The sequence below is a fragment of the Burkholderia lata genome, from assembly GCF_902499335.1.
GTDB classification, from domain to species: Bacteria; Pseudomonadota; Gammaproteobacteria; order Burkholderiales; family Burkholderiaceae; genus Burkholderia; species Burkholderia lata_B.
The window spans coordinates 113904-136814 of the sequence record NZ_CABVQK010000010.1; the positions used below are offsets into that span (position 1 = coordinate 113904).

Annotated in this window: 23 protein-coding genes; 9 read left to right on the forward strand and 14 right to left on the reverse strand. The window is 67.7% G+C overall.

Translation table 11 applies throughout. The features are described from left to right. Positions 1–4 precede the first annotated feature (4 nt). Positions 5–397 (forward strand): 30S ribosomal protein S9, encoded by a 393-nt coding sequence (gene rpsI / locus BCO18175_RS24840; protein ID WP_006476904.1) that lies wholly within the window; start codon positions 5–7, stop codon positions 395–397. A gap of 218 nt (positions 398–615) precedes the next feature. Then, positions 616–987, forward strand: coding sequence for an iron-sulfur cluster insertion protein ErpA (gene erpA / locus BCO18175_RS24845; RefSeq protein WP_011350956.1), 372 nt, complete (start codon positions 616–618; stop codon positions 985–987). Between the two features lie 112 nt (positions 988–1099). Here the strand turns inward: erpA and BCO18175_RS24850 are convergent, their stop codons facing one another. Next, positions 1100–2248 (reverse strand): anhydro-N-acetylmuramic acid kinase, encoded by a 1149-nt coding sequence (locus tag BCO18175_RS24850; protein WP_174985050.1) that lies wholly within the window; start codon positions 2246–2248, stop codon positions 1100–1102. A gap of 142 nt (positions 2249–2390) precedes the next feature. Between BCO18175_RS24850 and tyrS the strand changes: the two genes are divergently transcribed. From tyrS to BCO18175_RS24865, 3 genes are read left to right on the forward strand one after another with little or no spacing between them, the layout of a single operon-like run. Continuing rightward, the gene (gene tyrS / locus BCO18175_RS24855; protein WP_174985053.1) at positions 2391–3632 is read left to right on the forward strand and encodes a tyrosine--tRNA ligase; all 1242 of its coding nucleotides are present in this window, start codon (positions 2391–2393) and stop codon (positions 3630–3632) included. Then, the gene (gene dtd, locus BCO18175_RS24860) at positions 3629–4087 is read left to right on the forward strand and encodes a D-aminoacyl-tRNA deacylase (protein WP_174985056.1); all 459 of its coding nucleotides are present in this window, start codon (positions 3629–3631) and stop codon (positions 4085–4087) included. Before tyrS ends, dtd begins: the two co-directional genes overlap by 4 nt. Positions 4088–4110: 23 nt before the next feature. Beyond that, a complete protein-coding gene (locus tag BCO18175_RS24865; RefSeq protein ID WP_174974069.1) occupies positions 4111–4776 on the forward strand; it encodes a histidine phosphatase family protein in 666 nt (221 codons plus the stop codon). A 60-nt stretch (positions 4777–4836) separates the two neighbouring features. Here BCO18175_RS24865 and BCO18175_RS24870 read toward each other — a convergent pair whose 3' ends face one another. From BCO18175_RS24870 to BCO18175_RS24915, 10 genes are all read right to left on the reverse strand, one after another. Then, the gene (locus BCO18175_RS24870; RefSeq protein WP_438820510.1) at positions 4837–5973 is read right to left on the reverse strand and encodes a ParB/Srx family N-terminal domain-containing protein; all 1137 of its coding nucleotides are present in this window, start codon (positions 5971–5973) and stop codon (positions 4837–4839) included. Positions 5974–6115: 142 nt separating this feature from the next. Continuing rightward, positions 6116–7069 carry an oxygenase MpaB family protein gene (locus BCO18175_RS24875; RefSeq protein ID WP_174985059.1) on the reverse strand — a complete coding sequence of 318 codons (954 nt, stop codon included), beginning with the start codon at positions 7067–7069 and terminating at the stop codon, positions 6116–6118. Between the two features lie 24 nt (positions 7070–7093). Then, a complete protein-coding gene (gene ruvB / locus BCO18175_RS24880; protein ID WP_174974073.1) occupies positions 7094–8164 on the reverse strand; it encodes a Holliday junction branch migration DNA helicase RuvB in 1071 nt (356 codons plus the stop codon). Between the two features lie 119 nt (positions 8165–8283). Continuing rightward, positions 8284–8865, reverse strand: a complete 582-nt coding sequence (gene ruvA / locus BCO18175_RS24885) for a Holliday junction branch migration protein RuvA (protein WP_174918620.1) — start codon at positions 8863–8865, stop codon at positions 8284–8286. A 156-nt stretch (positions 8866–9021) separates the two neighbouring features. Next, positions 9022–9564 carry a crossover junction endodeoxyribonuclease RuvC gene (ruvC, locus tag BCO18175_RS24890; protein ID WP_174974075.1) on the reverse strand — a complete coding sequence of 181 codons (543 nt, stop codon included), beginning with the start codon at positions 9562–9564 and terminating at the stop codon, positions 9022–9024. 151 nt (positions 9565–9715) lie between these two features. Continuing rightward, complete coding sequence (gene purH, locus BCO18175_RS24895) at positions 9716–11281, reverse strand: bifunctional phosphoribosylaminoimidazolecarboxamide formyltransferase/IMP cyclohydrolase (protein WP_174974077.1); 1566 nt, start codon at positions 11279–11281, stop codon at positions 9716–9718. A gap of 44 nt (positions 11282–11325) precedes the next feature. Continuing rightward, the gene (locus BCO18175_RS24900) at positions 11326–11559 is read right to left on the reverse strand and encodes a Fis family transcriptional regulator (protein WP_006476892.1); all 234 of its coding nucleotides are present in this window, start codon (positions 11557–11559) and stop codon (positions 11326–11328) included. Continuing rightward, positions 11556–12623 carry a tRNA dihydrouridine synthase DusB gene (gene dusB, locus BCO18175_RS24905; protein WP_174918618.1) on the reverse strand — a complete coding sequence of 356 codons (1068 nt, stop codon included), beginning with the start codon at positions 12621–12623 and terminating at the stop codon, positions 11556–11558. The genes BCO18175_RS24900 and dusB overlap by 4 nt, the downstream gene beginning before the upstream one ends. 125 nt (positions 12624–12748) lie before the next feature. After that, a complete protein-coding gene (locus BCO18175_RS24910) occupies positions 12749–13936 on the reverse strand; it encodes a UbiH/UbiF/VisC/COQ6 family ubiquinone biosynthesis hydroxylase (protein WP_174985061.1) in 1188 nt (395 codons plus the stop codon). A gap of 40 nt (positions 13937–13976) precedes the next feature. Then, complete coding sequence (locus BCO18175_RS24915) at positions 13977–15362, reverse strand: aminopeptidase P N-terminal domain-containing protein (RefSeq protein WP_174985064.1); 1386 nt, start codon at positions 15360–15362, stop codon at positions 13977–13979. Positions 15363–15547: 185 nt separating this feature from the next. On the opposite strand from BCO18175_RS24915, the gene BCO18175_RS24920 reads away from it, so the two are divergent. Then, a complete protein-coding gene (locus BCO18175_RS24920; protein WP_174985066.1) occupies positions 15548–16162 on the forward strand; it encodes a glutathione S-transferase family protein in 615 nt (204 codons plus the stop codon). 103 nt (positions 16163–16265) lie between these two features. Here the strand turns inward: BCO18175_RS24920 and BCO18175_RS24925 are convergent, their stop codons facing one another. The 3 genes from BCO18175_RS24925 to BCO18175_RS24935 all read right to left on the reverse strand — a co-directional run bounded on the left by BCO18175_RS24925 (position 16266) and on the right by BCO18175_RS24935 (position 19673). After that, entirely contained in the window at positions 16266–17885 is a 1620-nt protein-coding gene (locus tag BCO18175_RS24925; RefSeq protein WP_174985069.1) for an FMN-binding glutamate synthase family protein, read from the reverse strand. A gap of 118 nt (positions 17886–18003) precedes the next feature. Beyond that, positions 18004–19167: a tRNA 2-thiouridine(34) synthase MnmA gene (mnmA, locus tag BCO18175_RS24930; protein ID WP_174985072.1), complete on the reverse strand. Its 1164-nt coding sequence runs from the start codon at positions 19165–19167 to the stop codon at positions 18004–18006. Then, positions 19164–19673 carry an NUDIX hydrolase gene (locus BCO18175_RS24935; RefSeq protein ID WP_174985075.1) on the reverse strand — a complete coding sequence of 170 codons (510 nt, stop codon included), beginning with the start codon at positions 19671–19673 and terminating at the stop codon, positions 19164–19166. Before BCO18175_RS24935 ends, mnmA begins: the two co-directional genes overlap by 4 nt. 278 nt (positions 19674–19951) lie before the next feature. Between BCO18175_RS24935 and BCO18175_RS24940 the strand changes: the two genes are divergently transcribed. The 3 genes from BCO18175_RS24940 to BCO18175_RS24950 are packed head-to-tail and all read left to right on the forward strand — an operon-like array spanning position 19952 to position 22888. Continuing rightward, positions 19952–21091 (forward strand): Re/Si-specific NAD(P)(+) transhydrogenase subunit alpha, encoded by a 1140-nt coding sequence (locus BCO18175_RS24940; RefSeq protein ID WP_174985077.1) that lies wholly within the window; start codon positions 19952–19954, stop codon positions 21089–21091. A gap of 19 nt (positions 21092–21110) precedes the next feature. Continuing rightward, positions 21111–21437, forward strand: coding sequence for an NAD(P) transhydrogenase subunit alpha (locus BCO18175_RS24945; protein WP_043191178.1), 327 nt, complete (start codon positions 21111–21113; stop codon positions 21435–21437). Next, on the forward strand, positions 21434–22888 hold the full coding sequence (locus tag BCO18175_RS24950; RefSeq protein ID WP_174985080.1) for an NAD(P)(+) transhydrogenase (Re/Si-specific) subunit beta: 1455 nt from the start codon (positions 21434–21436) through the stop codon (positions 22886–22888). The genes BCO18175_RS24945 and BCO18175_RS24950 overlap by 4 nt, the downstream gene beginning before the upstream one ends. Positions 22889–22911: the final 23 nt, after the last annotated feature.

The following is a 22911-nucleotide window of genomic DNA, read 5'->3' on the forward strand; positions in this document are numbered from 1 at the left end:
CCACATGATCGGTAACTGGAACTACGGTACGGGCCGCCGCAAGAGCGCAGTCGCACGTGTCTTCATCAAGGCTGGCAAGGGCGACATCATCGTCAACGGCAAGCCCATCGCTGACTACTTCTCGCGCGAAACGTCGCTGATGATCGTGCGTCAACCGCTGGAACTTACGAACCACGGCCAGACGTTCGACATCAAGGTCAACGTCAACGGCGGCGGCGAAACGGGTCAGGCAGGTGCAGTGCGCCACGGCATCACCCGTGCACTGATCGACTACGATGCGACGCTCAAGCCGTCGCTGTCGAGCGCAGGCTTCGTCACGCGCGATGCGCGTGAAGTCGAGCGTAAGAAGGTCGGTCTGCGCAAGGCACGCCGCGCAAAGCAGTTCTCGAAGCGTTAATTCCGCTTCATGGCCTCGCCGCTCCCGGGCGGCGTCCGCCGGAAAAACCGCCAGTGTTCGCGCTGGCGGTTTTTTTATGTCCGTTTCCAGGCGCATGCTGCCGCGGCCCGCGCGGGCGCGTTTGATGAAATCGACAAGAACCTATTGATTTCATGGACTTCAGCACGATCTTCTGATCGGCCCTACAATAGCGGCTAAAGCTTTTTGGAGAGTTCGCAATGAACGCTGTTACCGAATCCGCAGCAACGACGGCCGAAATGCCGGTTCCGTTCGTCTTCACCGACGCCGCAGCCGACAAGGTCAAGCAACTGATCGACGAAGAGGGCAATCCCGACCTGAAGCTGCGCGTGTTCGTGCAGGGCGGCGGCTGCTCCGGCTTCCAGTATGGCTTCACGTTCGACGAGGAAGTCAACGAGGACGACACCGTGATGAACAAGAACGGCGTCCAGCTCCTGATCGACTCGATGAGCTACCAGTACCTGGTCGGCGCCGAGATCGACTACAAGGACGACCTCAACGGCGCCCAGTTCGTGATCAAGAACCCGAACGCGAGCACCACCTGCGGGTGCGGCTCGTCGTTCTCGGTCTGAGCGCACGGCAGATCCGATCCGGTTCGCCGGAATGAAAAACGGGGCTTCATGCCCCGTTTTTTATGCCCGTATGCGATGGCAATGCCGCGCCCGCCTTGCGGCGGGCGTCGCGTCAACGCGGATACAGCGCGCCCAGCACGCGGTTGCCGGCCGCACCGGTGACCGTCGCGAGATTGCCGGGCTGGCGTGCGGTGAAGCGGTACGCGAGCCATGCGAACGCGAGCGCCTCGACCTGCTGCGGCGGCACGCCGAGCGCTGAGGTCGTATCGACCGTGGCCGGCACGCCGGCGTCGCGCAGCGCGTGCCGGAGCGCATCGAGCAGCACCGGATTGCGTGCGCCGCCGCCGCATACGAATACAGCCTTGCAGCCCGCTGCATGTTGCGCGATCTCGCGTGCGACCGACACGGCGGTGAGCGCCGTGAGGGTCGCCTGCACGTCCTGCGGCGCGACCTGCGCGAACGCGGCGAGCTTCGCGTCGAGCCATGCGGGATTGAACAGGTCGCGCCCGGTGCTTTTCGGCGGCGGTGCGGCGAAATACGGCTCGTCGAGCAGCGCGTCGAGCAGCGGCGCATGGACGGTGCCGCGCGCGGCGAACTTGCCGCCGTCGTCGTACGGCTTGCCGAGATGGCGGGTCGCCCATTCGTCGAGCAGCGCATTCGCGGGGCCGCAGTCGAAGCCGCGCACGTCGCCGCCTTCGCCGGGCAGGATCGTGATGTTGCTGATCCCGCCGAGATTGCAGACGACGCGCGTTTCGCCCGGCGCGCCGAACACCGTGGCATGGAAGGCCGGCGCGAGCGGCGCGCCGTGGCCGCCTGCGGCCACATCGCGGCTGCGGAAATCGGCGATCACGTCGACCTGGGCCAGCTCGGCGAGCAGCGCCGGGTTGTTGATCTGCCGCGTATAGCCGCGCTCGGGGCGATGGCGCACGGTCTGGCCGTGCACGCCGATCGCGCGGATCTCGTCGCGCGACAGCCCGGCCGTGCGCTGCAATTCGTGGCAGCACACCGCATAGCGCGCGACCAGCGCGTTCGCCGCGAGCGCTTCGCGGTCGATCTCGTCGTCGCCGGGCTGCTGCAGCGCGAACAGCGCGTCGCGCAGCGATTGCGCGAAGCCGACGAACGCTTCCGCCAGCACGACCGGCGCCTTGCCGGCCTCGAAACGCACGGCGACGCCATCGACGCCGTCCATGCTGGTTCCCGACATCAGCCCGAAGTAGATGCCGTCGGCCGGATGGGCGTTTTGCGGCTGTCGTTGCGGCACGTTGGGTCCTCCTGGATCGTGCGGCGCGGGCCGGTGCCGCGCGCCTTGCGCCCGATTATCCGCGCAACGTGGCGCGCCGTTAAGCGATGGGCGCGCAAGTTATGGGAAAATCCCTGTTTTTGCGACATTCTTCCTGGCACCGATGAGCACCGAACCCAGTTCCAAGCCCGTTTTCCCGATCACCGACGAAGTCCGGCATGCGCTCGCCGTCACGAAGCGCGGCGTCGACGAGCTGCTGGTCGAGGAAGAGTTCGCGCAGAAGCTCGCGCGCAGCGCGGCCACCGGCACGCCGCTTCGTATCAAGCTCGGCCTCGACCCGACCGCACCGGACATCCACATCGGCCATACGGTCGTGCTGAACAAGATGCGCCAGCTGCAGGACCTCGGCCATACGGTCATCTTCCTGATCGGTGATTTCACGTCGCTGATCGGCGATCCGTCGGGCCGCAACGCGACGCGCCCGCCGCTCACGCGCGAGCAGATCGAATCGAACGCGAAGACCTACTTCGAGCAGGCCGCGCTCGTGCTCGACCGCGACAAGACCGAGATCCGCTACAACAGCGAATGGTCGATGCCGCTCGGCGCGGACGGGATGATCAAGCTCGCGTCGCGCTACACGGTCGCGCGGATCCTCGAACGCGAGGACTTCACGAAGCGCTTCCAGGGCGGCGTGCCGATCTCGATCCATGAATTCCTGTACCCGCTGATGCAGGGCTACGATTCGGTCGCGCTGAACGCCGACCTCGAGCTCGGCGGCACCGACCAGAAGTTCAACCTGCTGGTCGGCCGCGAGCTGCAGAAGCAGTACGGCCAGGAACAGCAGTGCATTCTCACGATGCCGCTGCTCGAAGGCCTCGACGGCGTCGAAAAGATGTCGAAGTCGAAGGGCAACTACGTCGGTATCAGCGAGCAGCCGAACGACATGTTCGGCAAGCTGATGAGCATCTCGGATACGCTGATGTGGCGTTACTTCGAACTGCTGTCGTTCCGCCCGATGGACGAGATCGGCGGCTTCAAGCGCGAGATCGAAGGCGGCCGCAACCCGCGCGACTTCAAGGTGCTGCTCGCGCAGGAAATCGTCGCGCGCTTCCATTCGCAGGCCGACGCCGAGCGTGCGCTCGAGGACTTCAACCACCGCGCGAAGGGCGGCGTGCCGGACGACATTCCGTCGGTCACGCTCGCGGGCGCGCCGCTCGCGATCGGCCAACTGCTCAAGCAGGCAGGGCTCGTGCCGTCGACGAGCGAGGCACTGCGCAACATCGAGCAGGCCGGCGTGAAGATCGATGGCGCGATCGTGTCGGACAAGGGCCTGAAGGTCGAGGCCGGCGAGTTCGTCGTGCAGGTCGGCAAGCGCCGCTTCGCGCGCGTCACGCTGACTGCATGATCGCGCTGATCCAGCGCGTGAAGCGCGCCGACGTGCGCGTCGGCGACCGCACGACGGGCGAGATCGGAGTGGGCCTGCTCGCGCTCGTCTGCGCGGAGCGCGGCGACACCGACGCAGCAGCCGACAAGCTGCTCGCGAAGATGCTCGGCTACCGCGTGTTCAGCGACGCCGCCGGCAAGATGAACCTGCCGGTGTCGAATATCGACGGTGAGGGCCGCGCAGGCGGCCTGCTGCTCGTGTCGCAGTTCACGCTGGCGGCCGATACCAACAGCGGGCTGCGTCCGAGCTTCACGCCGGCCGCGCCGCCCGACGAAGGCGCGCGGCTGTTCGACTATTTCGTCGCGGCCGCGCGTGCACGCCATCCGGTCGTCGAGACGGGCGAGTTCGGCGCCGACATGCAGGTGTCGCTCGTCAACGACGGCCCCGTGACATTCTGGCTGCAAGTGCGGCCCTGATTCTTCCCCGGAGACGCACCGCGATGGCCACCACGCAGATTCTTTTCATCCGCCACGGCGAGACGGCCTGGAATCGCATCAAGCGCATCCAGGGTCATATCGACATCCCGCTGGCCGACACGGGGCTCGCGCAGGCGCAAAAGCTGGCCGCGCGGCTCGCACGCGACGCGCGTGACGGCGCGCGGCTCGACGCGATCTATTCGAGCGACCTGATGCGCGCGCAGCAGACCGCGCAGCCGTTCGCCGACGCGCTCGGGCTGTCGCTGCGGCTGCGCGAAGGGCTGCGCGAACGCTCTTACGGCCAGTTTCAGGGGCACGACAGCGCCGAGATCGAGACGCTGTTCCCCGACGCCTACGCGGCCTGGCAGACGCGTGACCCCGGTTTTGCGCCGGAGGGCGGCGAGTCGCAGCGCGAGTTCTACCACCGCGTGCTGCATGCGCTCGAACCGATCGTCGCCGAGCATCCGGGCGGCCGGATCGCATGCGTCGCGCACGGCGGTGTGCTCGACAGCGTTTACCGGTTCGCGAACGGCATCGAGCTGTCGGCGCCGCGCAATTATCAGCTGCTCAACACGAGCATCAACGTCGTCGATTATGTCGATGGCCGTGCGCAGGTCGTGCAGTGGGCCGACGTGTCGCACCTGGACGCCGCGAGCGACGACGACGACGGGTACCGCAAGGTGCTCTGAGCCGGCAGGCCCCGTCCGGCATGGCCGGCCGGGGTGCCGTTCCCGCATGGTGCTGGCTGCTTACTGCGGCAGCGCGTGGCGCGTCTTGTAGTCGAGCGCGTACGCGATCTTGCCGGGCTTGTCCGCCGAAATCGGCTGGCGCAGCTTGTCGAATTCCCCCTTGTTGTATTTCTTCCCGCCGTTGATCGCGTCCGCGCGCCCGAGGTCGGCGCCCGTCTTGCCGTCGATCACGGGGTCCGTGGCCGCGACCATGCGCGTCGACGCATTCCAGGCCGCGTTCAGGTAGCCCGTGTCGGCCTTCGCCGGATCCGGGTCGGTTGTGCCGGCGCGCGTCAGGTCATAGCCGGCGAGTGAGAACGTGCCCGGTTGCGCGCGCAGCCAGTCGGCCCAATAGAACTCGAGGTAGTCGGTGGCTTGCGCAGGCTTGCTGTAGCCGATGTCGCGCGTGAAATAGACGAGCGAGCGGTAGCGGTCGTTCGTCATCCCGAGTTTCAGGCCAAGCCCGGTCGGCAGTTGAGCGGTCGTGATCGCCTTGCCTTCGCCGTTCTTGAGGCGCAGGTAGCCGCGGCTCCGCATCTGTTGCCAGAACGCGTCGCCCGAGTAGTCGCTGAGGTTGTCCTTGACGACGACGTGCACGTGCAGCGCCGGGCCGCCGTCGGGCGTCTCGTAGTAGGTCGACAGGCCGTGGTGGCCGTCGGTGAGGAAAAGCGCATCGCCGTTCGGGCCGATCACGACCGGGTTCAGCACCGAGCGGTCGCGGGCGTTCGCGTCGGTCGTCGTGCATGTGTAGCTCGCGGGCTCGCGCAGCACCGACCTGGCCGTGTAGCCGGCCGAAGCGACGCCGCCGAGGCCTTCGTCCGCGCAGAAGTCGTCGAATTTCTTGTCGGGCTGCAGTTCGTAGCGGCCAAGCTTGTAGTAGATCTGGTCGTAGCCGATCGCGCCCTGCGTCGGATGGAGGTCGCCGAGCGTCACGTCGATCAGGTCGCCCGCACGGGCGGCCTTCCATTTGCCCGGTTGCGGCGTGACGGTGGCGGGCGGCGTGGGCGCAGGCGTGGTCGGGGTGCTGCCGGGCGGCGTTTGCGCGTCCGAACGCGCGACGGCGGTGACATCGTCGCCGCCGCACGCGGTGAGGGCGAAGACGGCGGACAGGCTGGCGGCAAGGGCGAAACGGATCGGCAGGCGTGGCATCGCGGGCATCGGGTGTCGGTCGGGTTGGCGGGACACCGCGCGGGTCACGGCAGGCGGGACGTGGGGCACGTGCGACCGTGCGCGGGTGCAAGCCCGTCAGCTTGTCACAGGTATTTGACAGTAAATTGAAATGATCGGAGGAAGCAGATCGTCAGGCAGACGGGGTGCCGTCGGGCGGTGTCGCGGCGGCGCGGCGGCGTGCACGCTTTGATGCGCCGTTCACGAGCGCCCAGCGCAGCACCGGGGCGACGACCCGTATGCCCGGCCGGACCACCGCGCGCCGCAGCGGCGCGAATGCCGACACGCCGAGCATGCGCTGCGCCCACGGCGGCAGCAGGTCGATCCCGGCGTGCATCACCAGCGACGCAGCCGGCCGCAACGCGGGCTTCGCAACCGGCACGTTCAGCAGGATGGACATCACGTCGAAGGTGCGCGGCCCGGCCTCGAGCTCGGGCTGCATGCGCGCGAGATACGCGGCCACCTCGGCGCGCGAACGGGGAACCTCGTGTGCGCCGAGCAGTTCGGCGACCAATGCCGTTTCGGCGAAGTAGCGGTCCTGCCACTCGCCCGGCAGCGCCGGATTCACGTAGCGCAGATGCGCGGCGAGGAAACTCGACACTTCCGCGACATGCACCCAGGTCAGCAATGCCGGATCGTCGGCGCGGTACGGCCGTCCGTCCGGTGCTGTGCCCGATATGTGCGCGTGGATCGATTTCACGCGCTCGATGAGTGCGAGTGCGTCCGCGCGACTGCCGAACGTCGTACCGGTGATGAACGTGGCGGTGCGCCGCAAGCGGCCCAGGATGTCGGTGCGAAACGACGAGTGATCCCAGACGCCCGCGAGTGCGAGCGGATGGAGCGCCTGCAGCAGCAGCGCGGCGATGCCGCCCGTCATCATCGACGTGAAGTCGGCATGCACGCGCCAGCAGACGGCGTCGGGGCCGAACAGCCCCGGGTCTCCCGGCGGCGAAGAGAGGTCGAGCGACGGGCCACCGCCGCCGGCCGTCAGGTGCGTGACGCCGGCCACGAGCCGCTTGCGGATCGGCTCGGCCCAGCGCGGGCCCGGTGCGGGTGCGGCGGGGTGGCGGCTGGGCGGCGTTGTCATGGCGGGTGCGGCTCGGGCGACGGGTTACTTCCCGTCGGGGGTATCCCACTCCCCGCGTCCGGTGCGGCCGGCGTCGGGCACGGAAAGCCCGAAGTGGCGATACGTGAGCAGCGTCGCGACGCGCCCGCGCGGCGTGCGCTGCAGGAAGCCCTGCTGGATCAGGTACGGCTCGAGTACGTCCTCGATCGTGTCGCGTTCTTCGCCGATCGCCGCCGCGAGGTTGTCGATGCCGACCGGGCCGCCGTCGAACTTGTACAGGATCGCCTCGAGCAGCTTGCGGTCCATCAGGTCGAAGCCGACCGGATCGACGTCGAGCATCGCGAGTGCGGCATCGGCGACGGCCGCGGTGATCTGGCCGTCGGCTTTCACTTCCGCGAAGTCGCGCACGCGGCGCAGCAGCCGGTTTGCAATCCGCGGCGTGCCGCGCGAACGCTTCGCGATTTCCAGCGCGCCGTTCGGATCGATCTGCGCGTTCAGCAGCGACGCCGAGCGCCGCACGATGCGCGACAGTTGATCGGCATCGTAGAACTCGAGGCGCGCGACGATCCCGAAGCGATCGCGCAGCGGGTTGGTCAGCATCCCGGCGCGGGTGGTGGCGCCAACCAGCGTGAACGGCTGCAGGTCGAGCTTCACGCTGCGCGCGGCCGGGCCTTCGCCGATCATGATGTCGATCTGGTAATCCTCGAGTGCCGGATACAGGATTTCCTCGACGACCGGCGACAGCCGGTGGATCTCGTCGATGAACAGCACGTCGTTCGCTTCGAGGTTCGTCAGCAGCGCGGCGAGATCGCCCGCGCGCTCGAGCACGGGGCCCGACGTCTGGCGAAGGTTCACGCCCATCTCCCGCGCGATGATGTGCGCGAGCGTTGTCTTGCCGAGGCCCGGCGGCCCGAACAGCAGCACGTGGTCGAGCGGCTCGGAGCGGCGCTTGGCCGCTTCGATGAAGATCTCGAGCTGGCCGCGCACCTTTTCCTGGCCGACGTAGTCGTCGAGCTGGCGCGGCCGCAGCGCACGTTCGAACACCTCCTCGTGCGACGAGGCGGGCGTGGCGGCGATGATCCGCTGCTCGGTGGCGAGTTTGTCGGTTTCAATCATGCGGCCATTGTACCGCGCGCCGCTGTCCCGCCCACCTGGCCGAACGGCCGACTGGCGAGCGCCGCGCGGCTGCGCGACACTGGCTTCAACGCACCGGTCGGCGGCGCGTCATGCGGGCGTTACACCTTCGACAGCGCCTTCAATGCGAGCTTGATGCCTTCGGATACGCCGGTGCCGGCCGGCACGTTCTTGATCGCGGCGAGGCCTTCCTTTTCGGAATAGCCGAGCGCGAGCAGCGCGTTGAGGATGTCGGTCGCGTGGTCGGACGGCGACGCGGCGCCGGCGAGCGCGCCGAGATCGGCGCCGAGCTTGCCCTTCAGTTCGAGCAGCAGGCGCTCGGCCGTCTTCTTGCCGATGCCGGGCAGGCGCGTGAGGCGCGCGGAGTCCTGCATCGTCACGGCCTGCGCGAGTTCCTGCACGCTCATGCCGGACAGCACGGCGAGCGCCATGCGCGCGCCGATGCCGGTGATCTTCAGCAACTCGCGGAAGGTCGTGCGCTCCTGCGGCGTCAGGAAGCCGTACAGCAGGTTCGCGTCCTCGCGGACGATCTGCTGCGTGAGCAGCACGACGCGCTCGCCCGTTTGCGGCAGGTTGTAGAAGGTACTCATCGGCACGTCGATTTCGTAGCCGACGCCGTTGCAGTCGACGAGCAGATGAGGCGGGTTCTTTTCGAGCAGGATGCCGGCGATGCGACCGATCATGGATGGCGTGATGCGAGGAAGAAAGCGCGAGTGTAGCGCACGTGGGGCGCAATGCCGACGGGATCGGCTATCCGGCCGGGGTGATGCACGTCGCGTATGCGTCGCGCGCGGGCACGGCGGCCGCTCCGGCGTGCCGCGCGAGGGCGCGCGCCGGTATCAGCCGACCAGCCGCCCGCGCCGCACGCGCAGCCCTTTCTTCGCGAGCGCCGGCGCGAGGCCGCCGAGCGTGCTGAGCGTGTTGCCGCTGTGGGCATGGCAGATCGCCATGCCGAGCGCGTCGGCCGCATCGGAGCCCGGCTGTCCGGAGAGGTTGAGCAGCCGCGTGACCATTTCCTGCATCTGTGTCTTGGTCGCGCGGCCATAGCCGACCACCGCCTGCTTGAGCTGCAGCGCCGTGTATTCGGCGACGGGCAGGCCGCCCGCGACGAGGCCGCAGATCGCGGCGCCGCGCGCCTGGCCGAGCAGCAGCGTCGACTGCGGGTTCACGTTGACGAACACCTTTTCGATCGCGGCCTGGTCGGGGGCGTGCTCGCGCACGATGGTCGAGACGCCCTGGAAGATCGTGCCGAGCCGGGTGGCCAGGTCGGCGGTCGGCGTGCGGATCACGCCGCTCGCGACATACGCGAGCCGGTGGCCGCTGACGTCGATGATGCCGAAGCCGGTGACGCGCAGGCCGGGGTCGATGCCGAGAATTCGCATGGGTAAGGAGAGAAGCCTGATGCAGCGATACTACAACGAATGGTGCGGTGCGCTGGCCGCACGGTCGCGTACGAGGGCGCCGCGCAATAAAAAACCCGGCGGGTGCGATGCCGCCGGGTTGTCGTGCAGCGGCCTCGCGGGCCGCGTGCGATCAGTGACGGAAGTGGCGCACGCCCGTCAGGATCATCGCGATGTTGTGCTCGTCGGCTGCGGCGATCACTTCGTCATCGCGCATCGAGCCGCCCGGCTGGATCACGCAGGTCGCGCCGGCCGCCACGACGACGTCGAGGCCGTCGCGGAACGGGAAGAATGCATCCGATGCCACTGCCGAGCCGGCCAGCGTCAGGCCCGCGTTCTGCGCCTTGATGCTCGCGATGCGCGCGGAATCGACGCGGCTCATCTGGCCTGCACCGACGCCGAGCGTCATGCCGTTGCCGCAGAACACGATCGCGTTCGACTTCACGTACTTCGCGACGCGCCACGCGAACAGCAGGTCGTCCATTTCCTTCGCGGTCGGCTGGCGCTTCGTGACGACACGCAGCTCGCTCGGCTGCACGTTCTTCGAATCGAGCGACTGCACGAGCAGGCCGCCGCCCACGCGCTTCAGGTCGAATGCGTTATGGCCGTCGCCGAGCGCGATTTCCAGCAGGCGCACGTTCTGCTTGGCGGCGAACACCTGCTTCGCGGCGTCGGAGAACGACGGTGCGATCAGCACTTCGACGAACTGCTTCGCGACAGCCTGGGCGGCCGCTTCGTCGACTTCGCGGTTGAACGCGATGATGCCGCCGAACGCCGACGTCGGATCCGTCTGGAACGCCTTCGCGTACGCGTCGGCCGAATCGTTGCCGACCGCGACGCCGCACGGGTTCGCATGCTTGATGATCACGCAGGCCGGTGCGTCGAACGTCTTCACGCATTCCCACGCCGCGTCGGAATCGGCGATGTTGTTGTACGACAGTTCCTTGCCCTGCAGCTGGCGGTAGTTCGCCAGTGCGCCGGCCGGCGTCGCGAGGTCGCGGTAGAACGCGGCGGTCTGGTGCGGGTTCTCGCCGTAGCGCAGGTCCTGCACCTTGTCGAACGCCATGTTCAGCGTCGCCGGGTACGCGCTGCGCGATGCGTGCTTCAGCTCGTCGGTCAGGCTCGTCAGGTAGTTCGTGATCGCGCCGTCGTATTGCGCGGTGTGCGCGAACACCTTCGTCGCGAGGCGGAAGTTGGTCGGGTAGCCGACCGCATTGCCGTTCGCCTTCATTTCATCGAGCACGACCGCGTAGTCGGCCGGATCGACGACGACCGTCACGTCGCGGTGGTTCTTCGCGGCCGAGCGCAGCATCGTCGGGCCGCCGATGTCGATGTTCTCGATCGCGTCGGCGAGCGTGCAGTCGTCCTTCGCGATCGTCGCGACGAACGGGTACAGGTTCACGACGAGCAGGTCGATCGTCGGGATGCCGTGCTGTTCCAGCGCCTGCATGTGCTCGGGCAGGTCGCGGCGGGCCAGGATGCCGCCGTGCACCTTCGGGTGGAGCGTCTTCACGCGCCCATCGAGCATTTCCGGGAAGCCCGTGTAATCAGCCACTTCGGTAACGGGCAGGCCCGCGTCGGCGAGCAGTTTCGCGGTGCCGCCCGTCGACAGCAGCTTGACGCCGAGGTCGGACAGCGACTTCGCGAAGTCGACGATGCCGGTCTTGTCGGAAACGGAAATGAGCGCTTGCTTGATCATGATGGAACCACCAATAGCCAGGGAAACGGGGACGGGACGGCTGCCTACAGCAGGCCGTGCTGCTGCAGCTTCTTGCGCAGCGTATTGCGATTGATGCCGAGGTACTCCGCGGCGAGCGACTGGTTGCCGCCTGCCTGTACGAGCACGACCTCGAGCATCGGCTTTTCGACGCAGGACATCACCATTTCATAGACGTCGTGCGGATTGGAGCCGTCTAGATCCCGGAAATACACGTCCAGGCTCTCGCGGACACATTGTTCGATGTTGTGCTTGCTCATGCTGCTAACTGGTTATGGTCGTCCGACTCGCCCTGGCCGTTTTCCTCTTCGTCATCGACGTAGACGAGGTGGTCCGACAGCGCCTTTTGCGCCTCGAAGAATGCATTGACGGCGGCGAGCTGCTCGCGGGTGGAATCGAGCGTGTTCATCCTGTGCCGGAACCCGTTGGCACCGGAAAGGCCGCGAGTGTACCAGCCGATGTGCTTGCGCGCAGTACGGACTCCCGTGAATTCACCATAGAAAGCGTAGTGGTCTTCCAGGTGTTCGTTCATCACGTGCTGGATCTCGTCGATCAGCGGCGGCGGCAGCAGCTCGCCGGTTTGCAGGAAATGATCGATTTCGCGGAACAGCCACGGCCGACCTTGCGCGGCACGACCGATCATCAGTGCGTCGGCACCGGTTGCGTCGAGCACGGCCTTCGCCTTCGCGGGCGACGTGATGTCGCCGTTCGCGACCACCGGAATCCGCACGGCCGCCTTCACGGCCGCGATGGTTTCGTATTCGGCGTCGCCGCGGTACAGGTCGGCGCGCGTGCGGCCGTGCACGGTGAGCATCGAGATGCCGGCGGCTTCGGCCAGGCGCGCGACCGTGATCGCGTTCTTGTGCTCGCGATCCCAGCCCGTGCGGATCTTCAGCGTGACGGGCACCGCATCCGGCCCCGTGCCGACCGCCGCGACGACGGCCTCGACGATGCGCTGCACGAGCGGCTCGTTCTGCAGCAGCGCGGAGCCGGCCGCGACGTTGCAGACCTTCTTCGCCGGGCAGCCCATGTTGATGTCGATGATCTGCGCGCCGTTGTCGACGTTGTAGCGGGCCGCTTCGGCCATCATCGCCGGATCGGCGCCGGCGATCTGGACCGCGATCGGCTCGACCTCGCCTTCGTGGTTCGCGCGCCGCATCGTCTTCGCGCTTTTCCACAGCTGCGCGTTGGATGCCACCATCTCGGACACGGCGTAACCGGCCCCCAGCCGCTTGCAGAGCTGGCGGAACGGGCGATCCGTCACGCCGGCCATCGGGGCGACGAACAGGTTGTTACGCAATACGTGAGGGCCGATAACGGGCATCGCAATGGCACCGCCCGCGGCTGGCGCGGGCAGGGGAAGGGAAGACGGAAAACGAGCATTTTACCGTATTCCCATGCCCCGCCGATTTGACCCGGTTTGAGTGGCGCGACTGTGCGCGCCGCGCGTCAGTTGCGCTGGCCGAACATCATCTGGCGCGCGATCAGCTTCTTCAGAGGCGGCACGAACTCGAGCGCGGTGAGCGCGGCGCCGCGCAGCAGCGGAAGCGGGCCCGAGTCGATCGTGAACAGGCGTGCAAGCGTGTCGGTCGCGCCGATCGTGAAGCGCCGGTCGAGGGCGCGGCGCGCGTTGAAGGTGGCGAGCGCGGTCGCTTCGAAGCCTTGCGCGGACAGCGTGTCGACGAGCGTATGCCCATCGCGCAGCCCGAGGTTGAGCCCCTGGCCCGCGACGGGGTGCAGGGTTTGCGCGGCATTGCCGACGATCGCGACGCGGCCGTTGACGAGCGTCTGCGCGGCGTTCAGGCCGAGCGGGAACGACGCGCGGCCCGCGATCGCGACGAACTCGCCCATGCGTTCGCCGAATGCGCCACCGAGCTCGCGCAGGAACGCGTCGTCGGGCAGCGCGGCGCGGCGCGCCGCTTCATCGGGCGTGCAGCACCAGACGAGCGCGTACTCGGCCTGGCGCGGCCCGCCGAGCGGCAGCAGCGCGAGCGGGCCTTCGTGCGTGAAGCGTTCCCACGCGACGTTCGGGCGCGGCGCCGATACGGTGACCGTACCGACGAGCGCGGTCTGCCCGTAGTCGCGGCGATGCTTGGCCGTATCGGCCTGCTGTTCGTGGAACAGCCCGCCTTCGGCATTGATGACGACGCGTGCGCGCAGCGTGCGCTCGCCTTGCGGGCCGTCGAGCGTCAGCGTGACGCCGTCGGCATCCTGCTGCGGCGCGCGTGCCGTGGTCGACGTGAGCCAGTCGACGCGCGTGCCGCGCACGGTGCCCGCGAGTGCCTGCACGAGCGAGCCGTAGCGCACGACATAGCCGAGCGCGGCGAGGTCGTGCTCGTCGCGGTCGATCAGCGTGCGGCCGAAATGGCCGCGCTGCGAGACGTGGATATGTTCGATCGGCGTCACGTCGGCGGGCCACGCGAGCGTGTCGAGCAGCACGCGGCTGCCATGCGACACGGCGATCGCGCGCGGATCGTTCGCGCTCGCGGCCGGTTCGCGTGCATCGATCAGTGCGATCGATGCGTGCTGCGTGGCGCTGCGGCGCGCGAGCCAGCCGGCGAGCGCGAGCCCGACGGGGCCCGCGCCGACGATGGCGAGATCGTAGTCCGGCGTGGCCGGGGAGGAAGCGGTCGTCATCTTGATTCGTGAAACGGAGGTAACGGTCGGCGGCAGCCGGTCATGCGCCCGCGCGCATCAGCGCTTCGATCTCGTCCGCTGCGACGGGCACACCGCGCGTGATCAGCTCGCAGCCGTGCTCGCGCACGATCGCGTCGTCCTCGATGCGGATGCCGATGTTCCAGTACTCGGGCGGCACGTCGTCGGCGGCGCGCACATACAGGCCGGGCTCGATCGTCAGCGTCATGCCGGCCTTCAGCGTGCGCCACGGCAGCACGCCGTTGCCGTCGCGCTCGGCGAGCCGCTCGCGGTAGTCGCCGCAATCGTGCACGTCCATGCCGATCCAGTGGCCGGTGCGGTGCATGTAGAAGCGCGTGTACGCGCGCTCGGCAATCACGTCGTCGACGTTCGAGAAGCGTGTTTTCGGGATGATGCCGGTGTCGAGCAGCCCCTGCGCGAGCACGCGCACGGCGGCGTCGTGCGGCGCCTCGAACGGCACGCCGGCGCGGGTCGCGTCGATCGCGGCCTGCTGCGCGGCGAGCACGATGTCGTACAGCGTGCGCTGCGCGGGCGAGAAGCGCCCGTTGGCCGGGAACGTGCGCGTGATGTCCGACGCGTAGCCGTCGAGTTCGCACGCGGCGTCGATCAGGATCAGGTCGCCGTCTTTGGCGGCCGCGTTGCCGGCCGGGTAGTGCAGCACGCACGCGTTCGCGCCGGCCGCGACGATCGAGCCGTACGCGGGCGATTGCGCGCCGTGCTTGCGGAATACATACAGCAGCTCGGCCTCGAGTTCGTATTCGCGGATGCCGGGGCGGCACGCCTGCATCGCGCGGCGGTGCGCGAGCGCGGAGATGTGCGCGGCGCGCATCATGATCGCGAGCTCGTGCTCGTCCTTCACGAGCCGCATGTCGTCGAGCAGCGGCGTGAGGTCGAGCATCGCGTCCGGCGCAGCGACGCCCGTGCGCGCCAGCGCGCGCACCGCGTCGACCCAGCCCGCGAGCTGGCGGTCGAAGTCGGCAGACGCGCCGAACCGGTAGTGCACGGTGCCCGCGTCGGCGAGCAGGCGCGGCATCTCAGTATCGATCACGTCGACCGCGAACGCCGCGTCGAAGCCGAACGCGTCGCGCGCGGCTTCGGGCCCGTAGTGGAAGCCTTCCCAGATTTCGCGGTCGGCATTCTTGCCGCGGCAGAACAGGATCGACTCCGGCGCGCCGTGCGGCGCGGCCGCATTCAGCACGAGCACGGCATCCGGCTCGCTGAAGCCCGTCAGGTAGTGGAAGTAGCTGTCGAACCGGTACGGATAGTCCGTATCGCGGTTGCGCGGCACTTCGGGCGCGGTGGGGACGATGGCGACGCCGCCGCCGGCGGCACGCAGTGCGGCAAGCACGCGTTCACGGCGCTGGCGGTAGACGTCGACGGCGATGGCGGTATCGAGGGGCGCGTTCATTCGTGCGATTGTAGCGCCGCGAGACGCCGTGCGTGAGAGACGGGGGCGAGAAGCCGCCCTGGAAGGCCCGCGCGGCGGTTGTTGCAAACCATCCACAGGCCGGCCGGGCGATTTTCTGTCGTGCGACGCTGGCCGGTTATGATCGGCGACAACGTATACTCTCGGCGGTTCCCTTAAAAAGGCAGATGATGAAATTAATCGGTTCGCTCAGCAGCCCGTACGTCCGCAAGGCGCGGATCGTGCTGGCTGAAAAGAAGATCGACTACAAGCTGGAGCTCGAGAACGTGTGGGCGCCGGAGACGGATATTCATGCATCCAATCCGCTCGGCAAGGTCCCGTGCCTCGTGATGGAGGATGGTGCCGCGGTGTTCGATTCCCGCGTGATTTGCGAATACGTCGACACGCTGTCGCCGGTCGGCAAGCTGATTCCGCCGTCGGGCCGCGAGCGCCTCGAAGTGCGCTGCTGGGAAGCGCTGGGTGACGGCGTGATCGATGCGGCGGTCGCGATTCGCGTCGAACATACGATGCGCGACGAGGCGCAGCGCAGCGCGAGCTGGATCGCGCGCCAGCAACGCAAGATCGACGACGGTCTCGTCGCGATGTCGCAGGGGCTCGGCGGCAAGACGTGGTGCGTCGGTAATCATTACACGCTCGCCGACATCGCACTCGGCTGCGCGCTCGGCTATCTCGACTTCCGGACGCCCGAGCTCAACTGGCGCGATCGCCACCCGAACCTCGACAAGCATTTCGTGAAGCTGCTGCAGCGGCCGTCGTTCACCGATACGCTGCCGCAGAACTGAGCCGCACGCGTCACATCCACGCATTCGGCAGACGAAAGAAAAGCGCCCCGCGGGGCGCTTTTCTTTTGGCCGGGCCGCCTCGCGGCGGGGGCGGTTGCCCGCGTCATTCGATTGACGCGTACACGGCTTCGCCGAGCGTGAACGAATCGCTGCGCGAAATCGGCCACCACTTGTCGTACAGCGTAAAGCCGCAGGTATTGCCGTCGAGCAGCGCGCCGGGCTTCAGGTACTTCAGCAGCTGCGACATCAGCCGGACCTCGTGCGGCGCGATGCGCTGCACGATGTGATGCGCGCGCAGCTCCGACGGGTGCGCGAGGCCGGCTGCCTGCACGAGCTCCTGCAGCGCGTGCAGCGTATTGCGGTGGAAGTTGTACACGCGGTCGGCCTTGTCGGGCACGACGAGCGCGCGCTGGCGCACCGGGTCCTGGGTCGCGACGCCGGTCGGGCAGCGGCCCGTGTGGCAGGTCTGCGCCTGGATGCAGCCGACCGCGAACATGAAGCCGCGCGCCGAGTTCACCCAGTCCGCGCCGATCGCGAGCGTGCGGGCGACGTCGAACGCGGTGATGATCTTGCCGCTCGCGCCGATCTTCACGCGATCGCGCACGCCGATCCCGACGAGCGTGTTGTGCACGAGCAGCAGCCCTTCCTGCAGCGGCACGCCGACATGGTCGGTGAATTCGAGCGGCGCCGCGCCCGTGCCGCCTTCCGCGCCGTCGACGACGATGAAGTCCGGCACGATGCCGGTCTCGAGCATCGCCTTCGCGATCCCGAAGAATTCCCACGGGTGGCCGACGCACAGCTTGAAGCCGGTCGGCTTGCCGCCCGACAGCGTACGCAGCCGTTCGACGAATTCGAGCAGCCCGCGCGGTGTCGAAAACTCCGAGTGCGTCGCGGGCGAGATGCAGTCCTTGCCCATCGGCACGCCGCGCGTCTCGGCGATTTCCGGCGTGATCTTCGCGGCCGGCAGCACGCCGCCGTGGCCGGGCTTCGCGCCCTGCGACAGCTTCACCTCGATCATCTTGACCTGCGGATCGGCGGCCTGCTTCGCGAACTTGTCGGGGTTGAAGGTGCCGTCGTCGTTGCGGCAGCCGAAGTAGCCGGACGCGATTTCCCAGATGATGTCGCCGCCGTTCTCGCGGTGGTACTTCGACAGCGAGCCTTCGCCCGTGTCGTGCGCGAAACCGCCTTTCTTCGCGCCGAGGTTCAGCGAGCGGATCGCGTTCGCGGACAGTGAGCCGAAGCTCATCGCCGAGATGTTGAAGATCGAAATGTCGTACGGTTGCGCGCGATTCGCGCCGACGCGGACGCGGAAATCGTGGTTCGGCAGCTTCGTCGGCGCGAGCGAGTGGCTGATCCATTCGTGCGCGACGGCCTTCACGTTCAGCTCGGTGCCGTACGGGCGGTTGTCGGCGACGTTCTTCGCGCGCTGGTAGACGAGGCTGCGCTGCGCGCGAGAGAACGGCTTCTCGTCGGTGTCGTCCTCGACGAAGTACTGGCGGATTTCAGGTCGGATGAATTCGAACAGGAAGCGGAAGTGGCCCCAGAGCGGGTAGTTGCGCAGGATCGCGTGGCGGTCCTGCTTGAGGTCGTACAGGCCGAGGGCGACGAGGGCGGCGGGGATGATGATCCACAGCCAGGAAAGCGCGTGGACCGACGCGAGCGCGGCCACGGCGACGAGCAGCAGGACAGCACACCACATCGCCAGATAGCGTCGTGAAAGCATGGGGACTCCGTAAGAATCTTGAAATACCGCCATGCGTGCGCTGCGCGGCGGCGGGCCGGCCGCGGTGGAATCGTGTTCCGCCGGGCGCGGCGTGCCGCAAGTCTAAACCGAATATGTGTCAGCGTGCTTCGGCGAGCGCCGGCGCGTGGCCTGCCGCCGGGGTGGCCTGACCGGGCTGGCCGGCGGCCGCGGATTCGATGATCCCGCCGCCGAGGCAGATCTCGCCGTCGTACAGCACGGCCGACTGGCCGGGCGTGACGGCCCACTGCGCGTCGTCGAATGCGAGCGAGAAGCGCGCTTCGCCTGCCGGGCCGGGCGTGGCGGCGCCGAATGCGCACGCCGCGTCGGCCTGCCGGTAGCGGGTCTTCGCACCGCACGCGAAGCCTTCGGCCGGCGGTTCGCCGGCGACCCAGCTCACGTTGCCGGCGACCAGCTCGCGCGCCAGCAGCCACGGATGATCGTGGCCCTGCACGACATACAGCGTGTTCGACGCGATGTCCTTCGCGGCGACGAACCACGGATCGCCGTTGCCGCTCTTGCTGCCGCCGAGGCCGATGCCCTTGCGCTGGCCGAACGTGTAGAACGCGAGGCCGATGTGCTCGCCGACGACCTTGCCGTCCGGCGTCTTCATCGGGCCGGGTTTCGTCGGCAGATAGCGGTTCAGGAAATCGCGGAACGGCCGTTCGCCGATGAAGCAGATGCCGGTCGAATCCTTCTTCTTCGCGTTCGGCAGCCCGATCTGCGCGGCGATCTCGCGCACCTTCGTCTTCGGGATCTCGCCGAGCGGGAACATCGTCTTCGACAGTTGCGCCTGGTTCAGCCGGTGCAGGAAGTACGACTGGTCTTTCGTGTGATCGAACGCCTTCAGCAGTTCGAAACGCCCGTCGCGCTCGCGCACGCGCGCGTAGTGGCCGGTCGCGATCATTTCCGCGTCGAGCGACATCGCGTGATCGAGGAACGCCTTGAACTTGATTTCGGCGTTGCACAGCACGTCGGGGTTCGGCGTGCGGCCGGCCGAGTATTCGCGCAGGAATTCGGCGAACACGCGGTCCTTGTATTCCGCCGCGAAGTTGACGGCTTCCACGTCGATGCCGATCAGGTCGGCCACCGACACGACGTCGATCCAGTCCTGGCGCGTCGAGCAGTATTCGCCGTCGTCGTCGTCTTCCCAGTTCTTCATGAACAGGCCGACCACGTCGTAACCTTGTTCCTTCAGCAGCCACGCGGTCACCGACGAATCGACGCCGCCCGACATGCCCACCACTACACGGCGCTTGCTCATTTGTTCACCGCCTGACGTTCGAATGCTTCGGGGCGCGGCGCAACCGAATGCGTGTGCACGAAATCGAGCGGAATGCGCCGCCCGGCGAGGTAATCGTCGACGCAGCGCATCACCGCGGGCGAGCGATGGCGCTCGTGGCACGCGCGCAGTTCGTCGGCGGTCATCCACAGCGTGCGGACGATGCCGTCGTCGAGCGCGTGACCCGCGACCGGCTCGCCGGCCGTGCCGCAGAACGTGAAGCGCAGGTAGGTCGCGCCGGCGTTGCCGGGGCGGTCGTAGTGCGCGAGATAGACGCCGACGAGCGCGTCGGGCGTGAACGGGTGCGCGGTTTCCTCGAGCGTTTCTCGGATCACGGCGTCGGCCAGCGTTTCGCCGGCTTCGAGGTGGCCTGCCGGCTGGTTGATGCGCAGGCCCGACGAGGTTTCTTCCTCGATCATGAGAAAGCGGCCGGCGTGCTCGACGAGCGCGGCGACCGTCACATGCGGGGTCCAGATTTCGGGTTTCATGGTTCGGCATTTTACCGGTTGCGCCCGAACGCTGCCGGTCGTTGCGCTAAACGAATCAGACCCTTTCAATTCGTCTGTCTTGCCGATACGCGGCGACACCGGACGGGCCGGCATCGCCGTCTCGCACGATCGTGCGGAGCGCGCTGGTACGGCCATCGCTTTCGCCTAAAGTGGAGAGTGAATGCCGTCGCTCGTGAGCCGGTAGTCAGCCTGCCCGGCTCGTTGTGCAGTAGAAATCGCCAGAAACGAAATACTGACAATGACTGGAGGGACCGACGATGCATATTGGCGTGCCTGCCGAAACGCGGGCGAACGAGGCGCGTGTGGCCGCGACGCCGGAAACCGTGAAGAAATACGCGGCGGCCGGGCATCGGGTCAGTATCGCGAAAGGGGCCGGCATTGCAGCGAGTTATCCCGACGCCGCCTATGCGGCCGCCGGCGCCGAACTGACCGGCCAGTCGGCGGCTTTCGATGTCGACATCGTGCTGAAGGTCCAGGCGCCCACCGACGCCGAACTGCCGTTGCTCAAGCGCGGCTCAGTGGTGGTCGGCATGCTCGAGCCGTTCAACGGCGAACAGGCGGCGAAGCTCGCCGCGGCCGGCGTGACGGGCTTCGCGCTCGAAGCCGCGCCGCGCACGACGCGTGCGCAGAGCCTCGACGTGCTGTCGTCGCAGGCGAACATCGCGGGCTACAAGGCCGTGCTGGTGGCCGCGGCGCTGTATCCGCGCTTCTTTCCGATGCTGATGACGGCCGCGGGCACCGTGAAGGCCGCGCGCGTGCTGATTCTCGGCGCGGGCGTCGCGGGCCTGCAGGCGATCGCGACCGCGAAGCGCCTCGGCGCGGTGATCGAGGCGTCCGACGTGCGGCCGGCCGTAAAGGAGCAGATCGAGTCGCTCGGCGCGAAATTCGTCGACGTCCCGTACGAAACCGACGAAGAGCGCGAAGCGGCGCAGGGCGTGGGCGGCTACGCGCGCCCGATGCCACCGTCGTGGCTCGGCCGTCAGGCCGCGCTCGTGCACGAGCGCGCGAAGCAGGCCGACATCGTGATCACGACCGCGCTGATTCCAGGGCGCCCGGCGCCGACCTTGATCTCCGTTGAAACCGTGCAGTCGATGAAGCCGGGCTCGGTGCTCGTCGATCTCGCGGCCGGCCGCGGCCCGGAATTCGACGGCCGCAAGAGCGGCAACTGCCCGCTGACGGTCGCCGACCAGGTGATCGTGCACGACGGCGTGACGATCGCCGGCTACACGAATCTCGCGTCGATGGTCGCGGCGGACGCGTCGGCGCTGTATGCACGCAACCTGCTCGACTTCATGAAGCTGATCGTCACGAAGGAAGGCACGCTCAACATCGACCTGACCGACGACATCGTCGCCGCGACGCTCCTGTGCCGCGACGGCGAAGTCGCGCGCAAGTAACCGGGGAGAGGGAGAGACCATGGAAGTCATCAATCACACGGTGATCAACGTGATCATCTTCGTGCTGGCCGTGTACGTCGGCTACCACGTGGTGTGGAACGTCACGCCGGCGCTGCATACGCCGCTGATGGCCGTGACCAACGCGATCTCGGCGATCGTGATCGTCGGGGCGATGCTGGCTGCGGCGCTGACCGTCGGCGCGACCGGCAAGGTGTTCGGCACGCTCGCGGTCGCGCTCGCGGCCGTCAACGTGTTCGGCGGCTTCCTCGTGACGAGGCGCATGCTCGAGATGTTCCGCAAGAAGGCGCCGAAGCAGGCCGAGGGCGGCAAGGAGGGCGCGCGATGAGCATGAATGTCGTCACGCTGCTGTATCTCGTCGCGTCGGTGTGCTTCATCCAGGCGTTGAAGGGCCTGTCGAACCCGAAGAGCGCGCGGCGCGGCAACCTGTTCGGGATGGCCGGGATGGCCATTGCGATCCTCACGACGGTCGCGCTGATCGTCAAGCAGGCCGAGTGGCTCGGCGCGAACCTGCCGCTCGGCATCGCGCTGGTGCTTGGCGCGCTGATCGTCGGCGGCGGCGTGGGGGCGTTCGTCGCCGCGCGCGTCGAGATGACGAAGATGCCGGAGCTCGTCGCGGCGATGCATTCGCTGATCGGCCTCGCGGCCGTGTGCATCGCGTATGCGGTGGTGTCGGAGCCGGAAGCGTTCGGGCTCGTGCCGCAGGACGCGGTGTCGTCGGACTTCATCCCGTACGGCAACCGCGTCGAGCTGTTCATCGGCACGTTCGTCGGCGCGATCACGTTCTCCGGGTCGGTGATCGCGTTCGGCAAGCTGTCGGGCAAGTACAGGTTCCGGCTGTTCCAGGGCGCGCCGGTCGTGTATGCGGGCCAGCACCCGCTCAACCTGATGCTCGCGCTCGCGATGCTCGGCTTCGGCATCCTGTTCTTCATCACGCAGTCGTGGCTGCCGTTCGTCGTCATGACGGCGATCGCGTTCGCGCTCGGTGTGCTGATCATCATCCCGATCGGCGGCGCGGACATGCCGGTGGTCGTGTCGATGCTGAACTCGTACTCGGGGTGGGCGGCGGCCGGCATCGGCTTCTCGCTGAACAACGCGATGCTGATCATCGCCGGGTCGCTCGTCGGCTCGTCGGGCGCGATCCTGTCGTACATCATGTGCCACGCGATGAACCGGTCGTTCTTCAACGTGATCCTCGGCGGTTTCGGCGGCGAGGCGGCGGCGGGTGGCGCGGCAGGGGCGAAGGAGCAGCGGCCGGTGAAATCGGGCTCGGCCGAAGACGCGTCGTTCATGCTCGGCAACGCGGAGACGGTCGTGATCGTGCCGGGCTACGGGCTGGCCGTGGCCCGCGCGCAGCACGCGTTGAAGGAGCTGACCGACAAGCTGGTCGAGAAAGGCATCGACGTGAAGTACGCGATTCATCCGGTCGCGGGGCGGATGCCCGGGCACATGAACGTGCTGCTCGCGGAAGCGGAAGTGCCGTACGAGATCGTGTACGAGATGGACGACATCAACGGCGAGTTCGGCCAGGTCGACGTCGTGCTCGTGCTCGGCGCGAACGACGTCGTGAATCCGGCCGCGAAGAACGATCCGGCGTCGCCGATCGCGGGGATGCCGATCATCGAGGCGTACAAGGCGCGCACGGTGATCGTCAACAAGCGCTCGATGGCGGCCGGCTACGCGGGCCTCGACAACGACCTGTTCTACATGGACAAGACGATGATGGTGTTCGGCGATGCGAAGAAGGTCATCGAGGACATGGTGAAGTCGGTCGAATGACGCGCGCGCCGGCAACGCGGCCG

Coding starts and splice junctions, on each gene's coding strand:
- rpsI (WP_006476904.1), top strand. CDS start 5: ATGATCGGTAACTGGAACTACGGTACGGGCCGCCGCAAGAGCGCAGTC.
- erpA (WP_011350956.1), top strand. CDS start 616: ATGAACGCTGTTACCGAATCCGCAGCAACGACGGCCGAAATGCCGGTT.
- tyrS (WP_174985053.1), top strand. CDS start 2,391: ATGAGCACCGAACCCAGTTCCAAGCCCGTTTTCCCGATCACCGACGAA.
- dtd (WP_174985056.1), top strand. CDS start 3,629: ATGATCGCGCTGATCCAGCGCGTGAAGCGCGCCGACGTGCGCGTCGGC.
- BCO18175_RS24865 (WP_174974069.1), top strand. CDS start 4,111: ATGGCCACCACGCAGATTCTTTTCATCCGCCACGGCGAGACGGCCTGG.
- BCO18175_RS24870 (WP_438820510.1), bottom strand. CDS start 5,973: ATGCCCGCGATGCCACGCCTGCCGATCCGTTTCGCCCTTGCCGCCAGC.
- BCO18175_RS24875 (WP_174985059.1), bottom strand. CDS start 7,069: ATGACAACGCCGCCCAGCCGCCACCCCGCCGCACCCGCACCGGGCCCG.
- ruvB (WP_174974073.1), bottom strand. CDS start 8,164: ATGATTGAAACCGACAAACTCGCCACCGAGCAGCGGATCATCGCCGCC.
- ruvA (WP_174918620.1), bottom strand. CDS start 8,865: ATGATCGGTCGCATCGCCGGCATCCTGCTCGAAAAGAACCCGCCTCAT.
- ruvC (WP_174974075.1), bottom strand. CDS start 9,564: ATGCGAATTCTCGGCATCGACCCCGGCCTGCGCGTCACCGGCTTCGGC.
- purH (WP_174974077.1), bottom strand. CDS start 11,281: ATGATCAAGCAAGCGCTCATTTCCGTTTCCGACAAGACCGGCATCGTC.
- BCO18175_RS24900 (WP_006476892.1), bottom strand. CDS start 11,559: ATGAGCAAGCACAACATCGAACAATGTGTCCGCGAGAGCCTGGACGTG.
- dusB (WP_174918618.1), bottom strand. CDS start 12,623: ATGCCCGTTATCGGCCCTCACGTATTGCGTAACAACCTGTTCGTCGCC.
- BCO18175_RS24910 (WP_174985061.1), bottom strand. CDS start 13,936: ATGACGACCGCTTCCTCCCCGGCCACGCCGGACTACGATCTCGCCATC.
- BCO18175_RS24915 (WP_174985064.1), bottom strand. CDS start 15,362: ATGAACGCGCCCCTCGATACCGCCATCGCCGTCGACGTCTACCGCCAG.
- BCO18175_RS24920 (WP_174985066.1), top strand. CDS start 15,548: ATGATGAAATTAATCGGTTCGCTCAGCAGCCCGTACGTCCGCAAGGCG.
- BCO18175_RS24925 (WP_174985069.1), bottom strand. CDS start 17,885: ATGCTTTCACGACGCTATCTGGCGATGTGGTGTGCTGTCCTGCTGCTC.
- mnmA (WP_174985072.1), bottom strand. CDS start 19,167: ATGAGCAAGCGCCGTGTAGTGGTGGGCATGTCGGGCGGCGTCGATTCG.
- BCO18175_RS24935 (WP_174985075.1), bottom strand. CDS start 19,673: ATGAAACCCGAAATCTGGACCCCGCATGTGACGGTCGCCGCGCTCGTC.
- BCO18175_RS24940 (WP_174985077.1), top strand. CDS start 19,952: ATGCATATTGGCGTGCCTGCCGAAACGCGGGCGAACGAGGCGCGTGTG.
- BCO18175_RS24945 (WP_043191178.1), top strand. CDS start 21,111: ATGGAAGTCATCAATCACACGGTGATCAACGTGATCATCTTCGTGCTG.
- BCO18175_RS24950 (WP_174985080.1), top strand. CDS start 21,434: ATGAGCATGAATGTCGTCACGCTGCTGTATCTCGTCGCGTCGGTGTGC.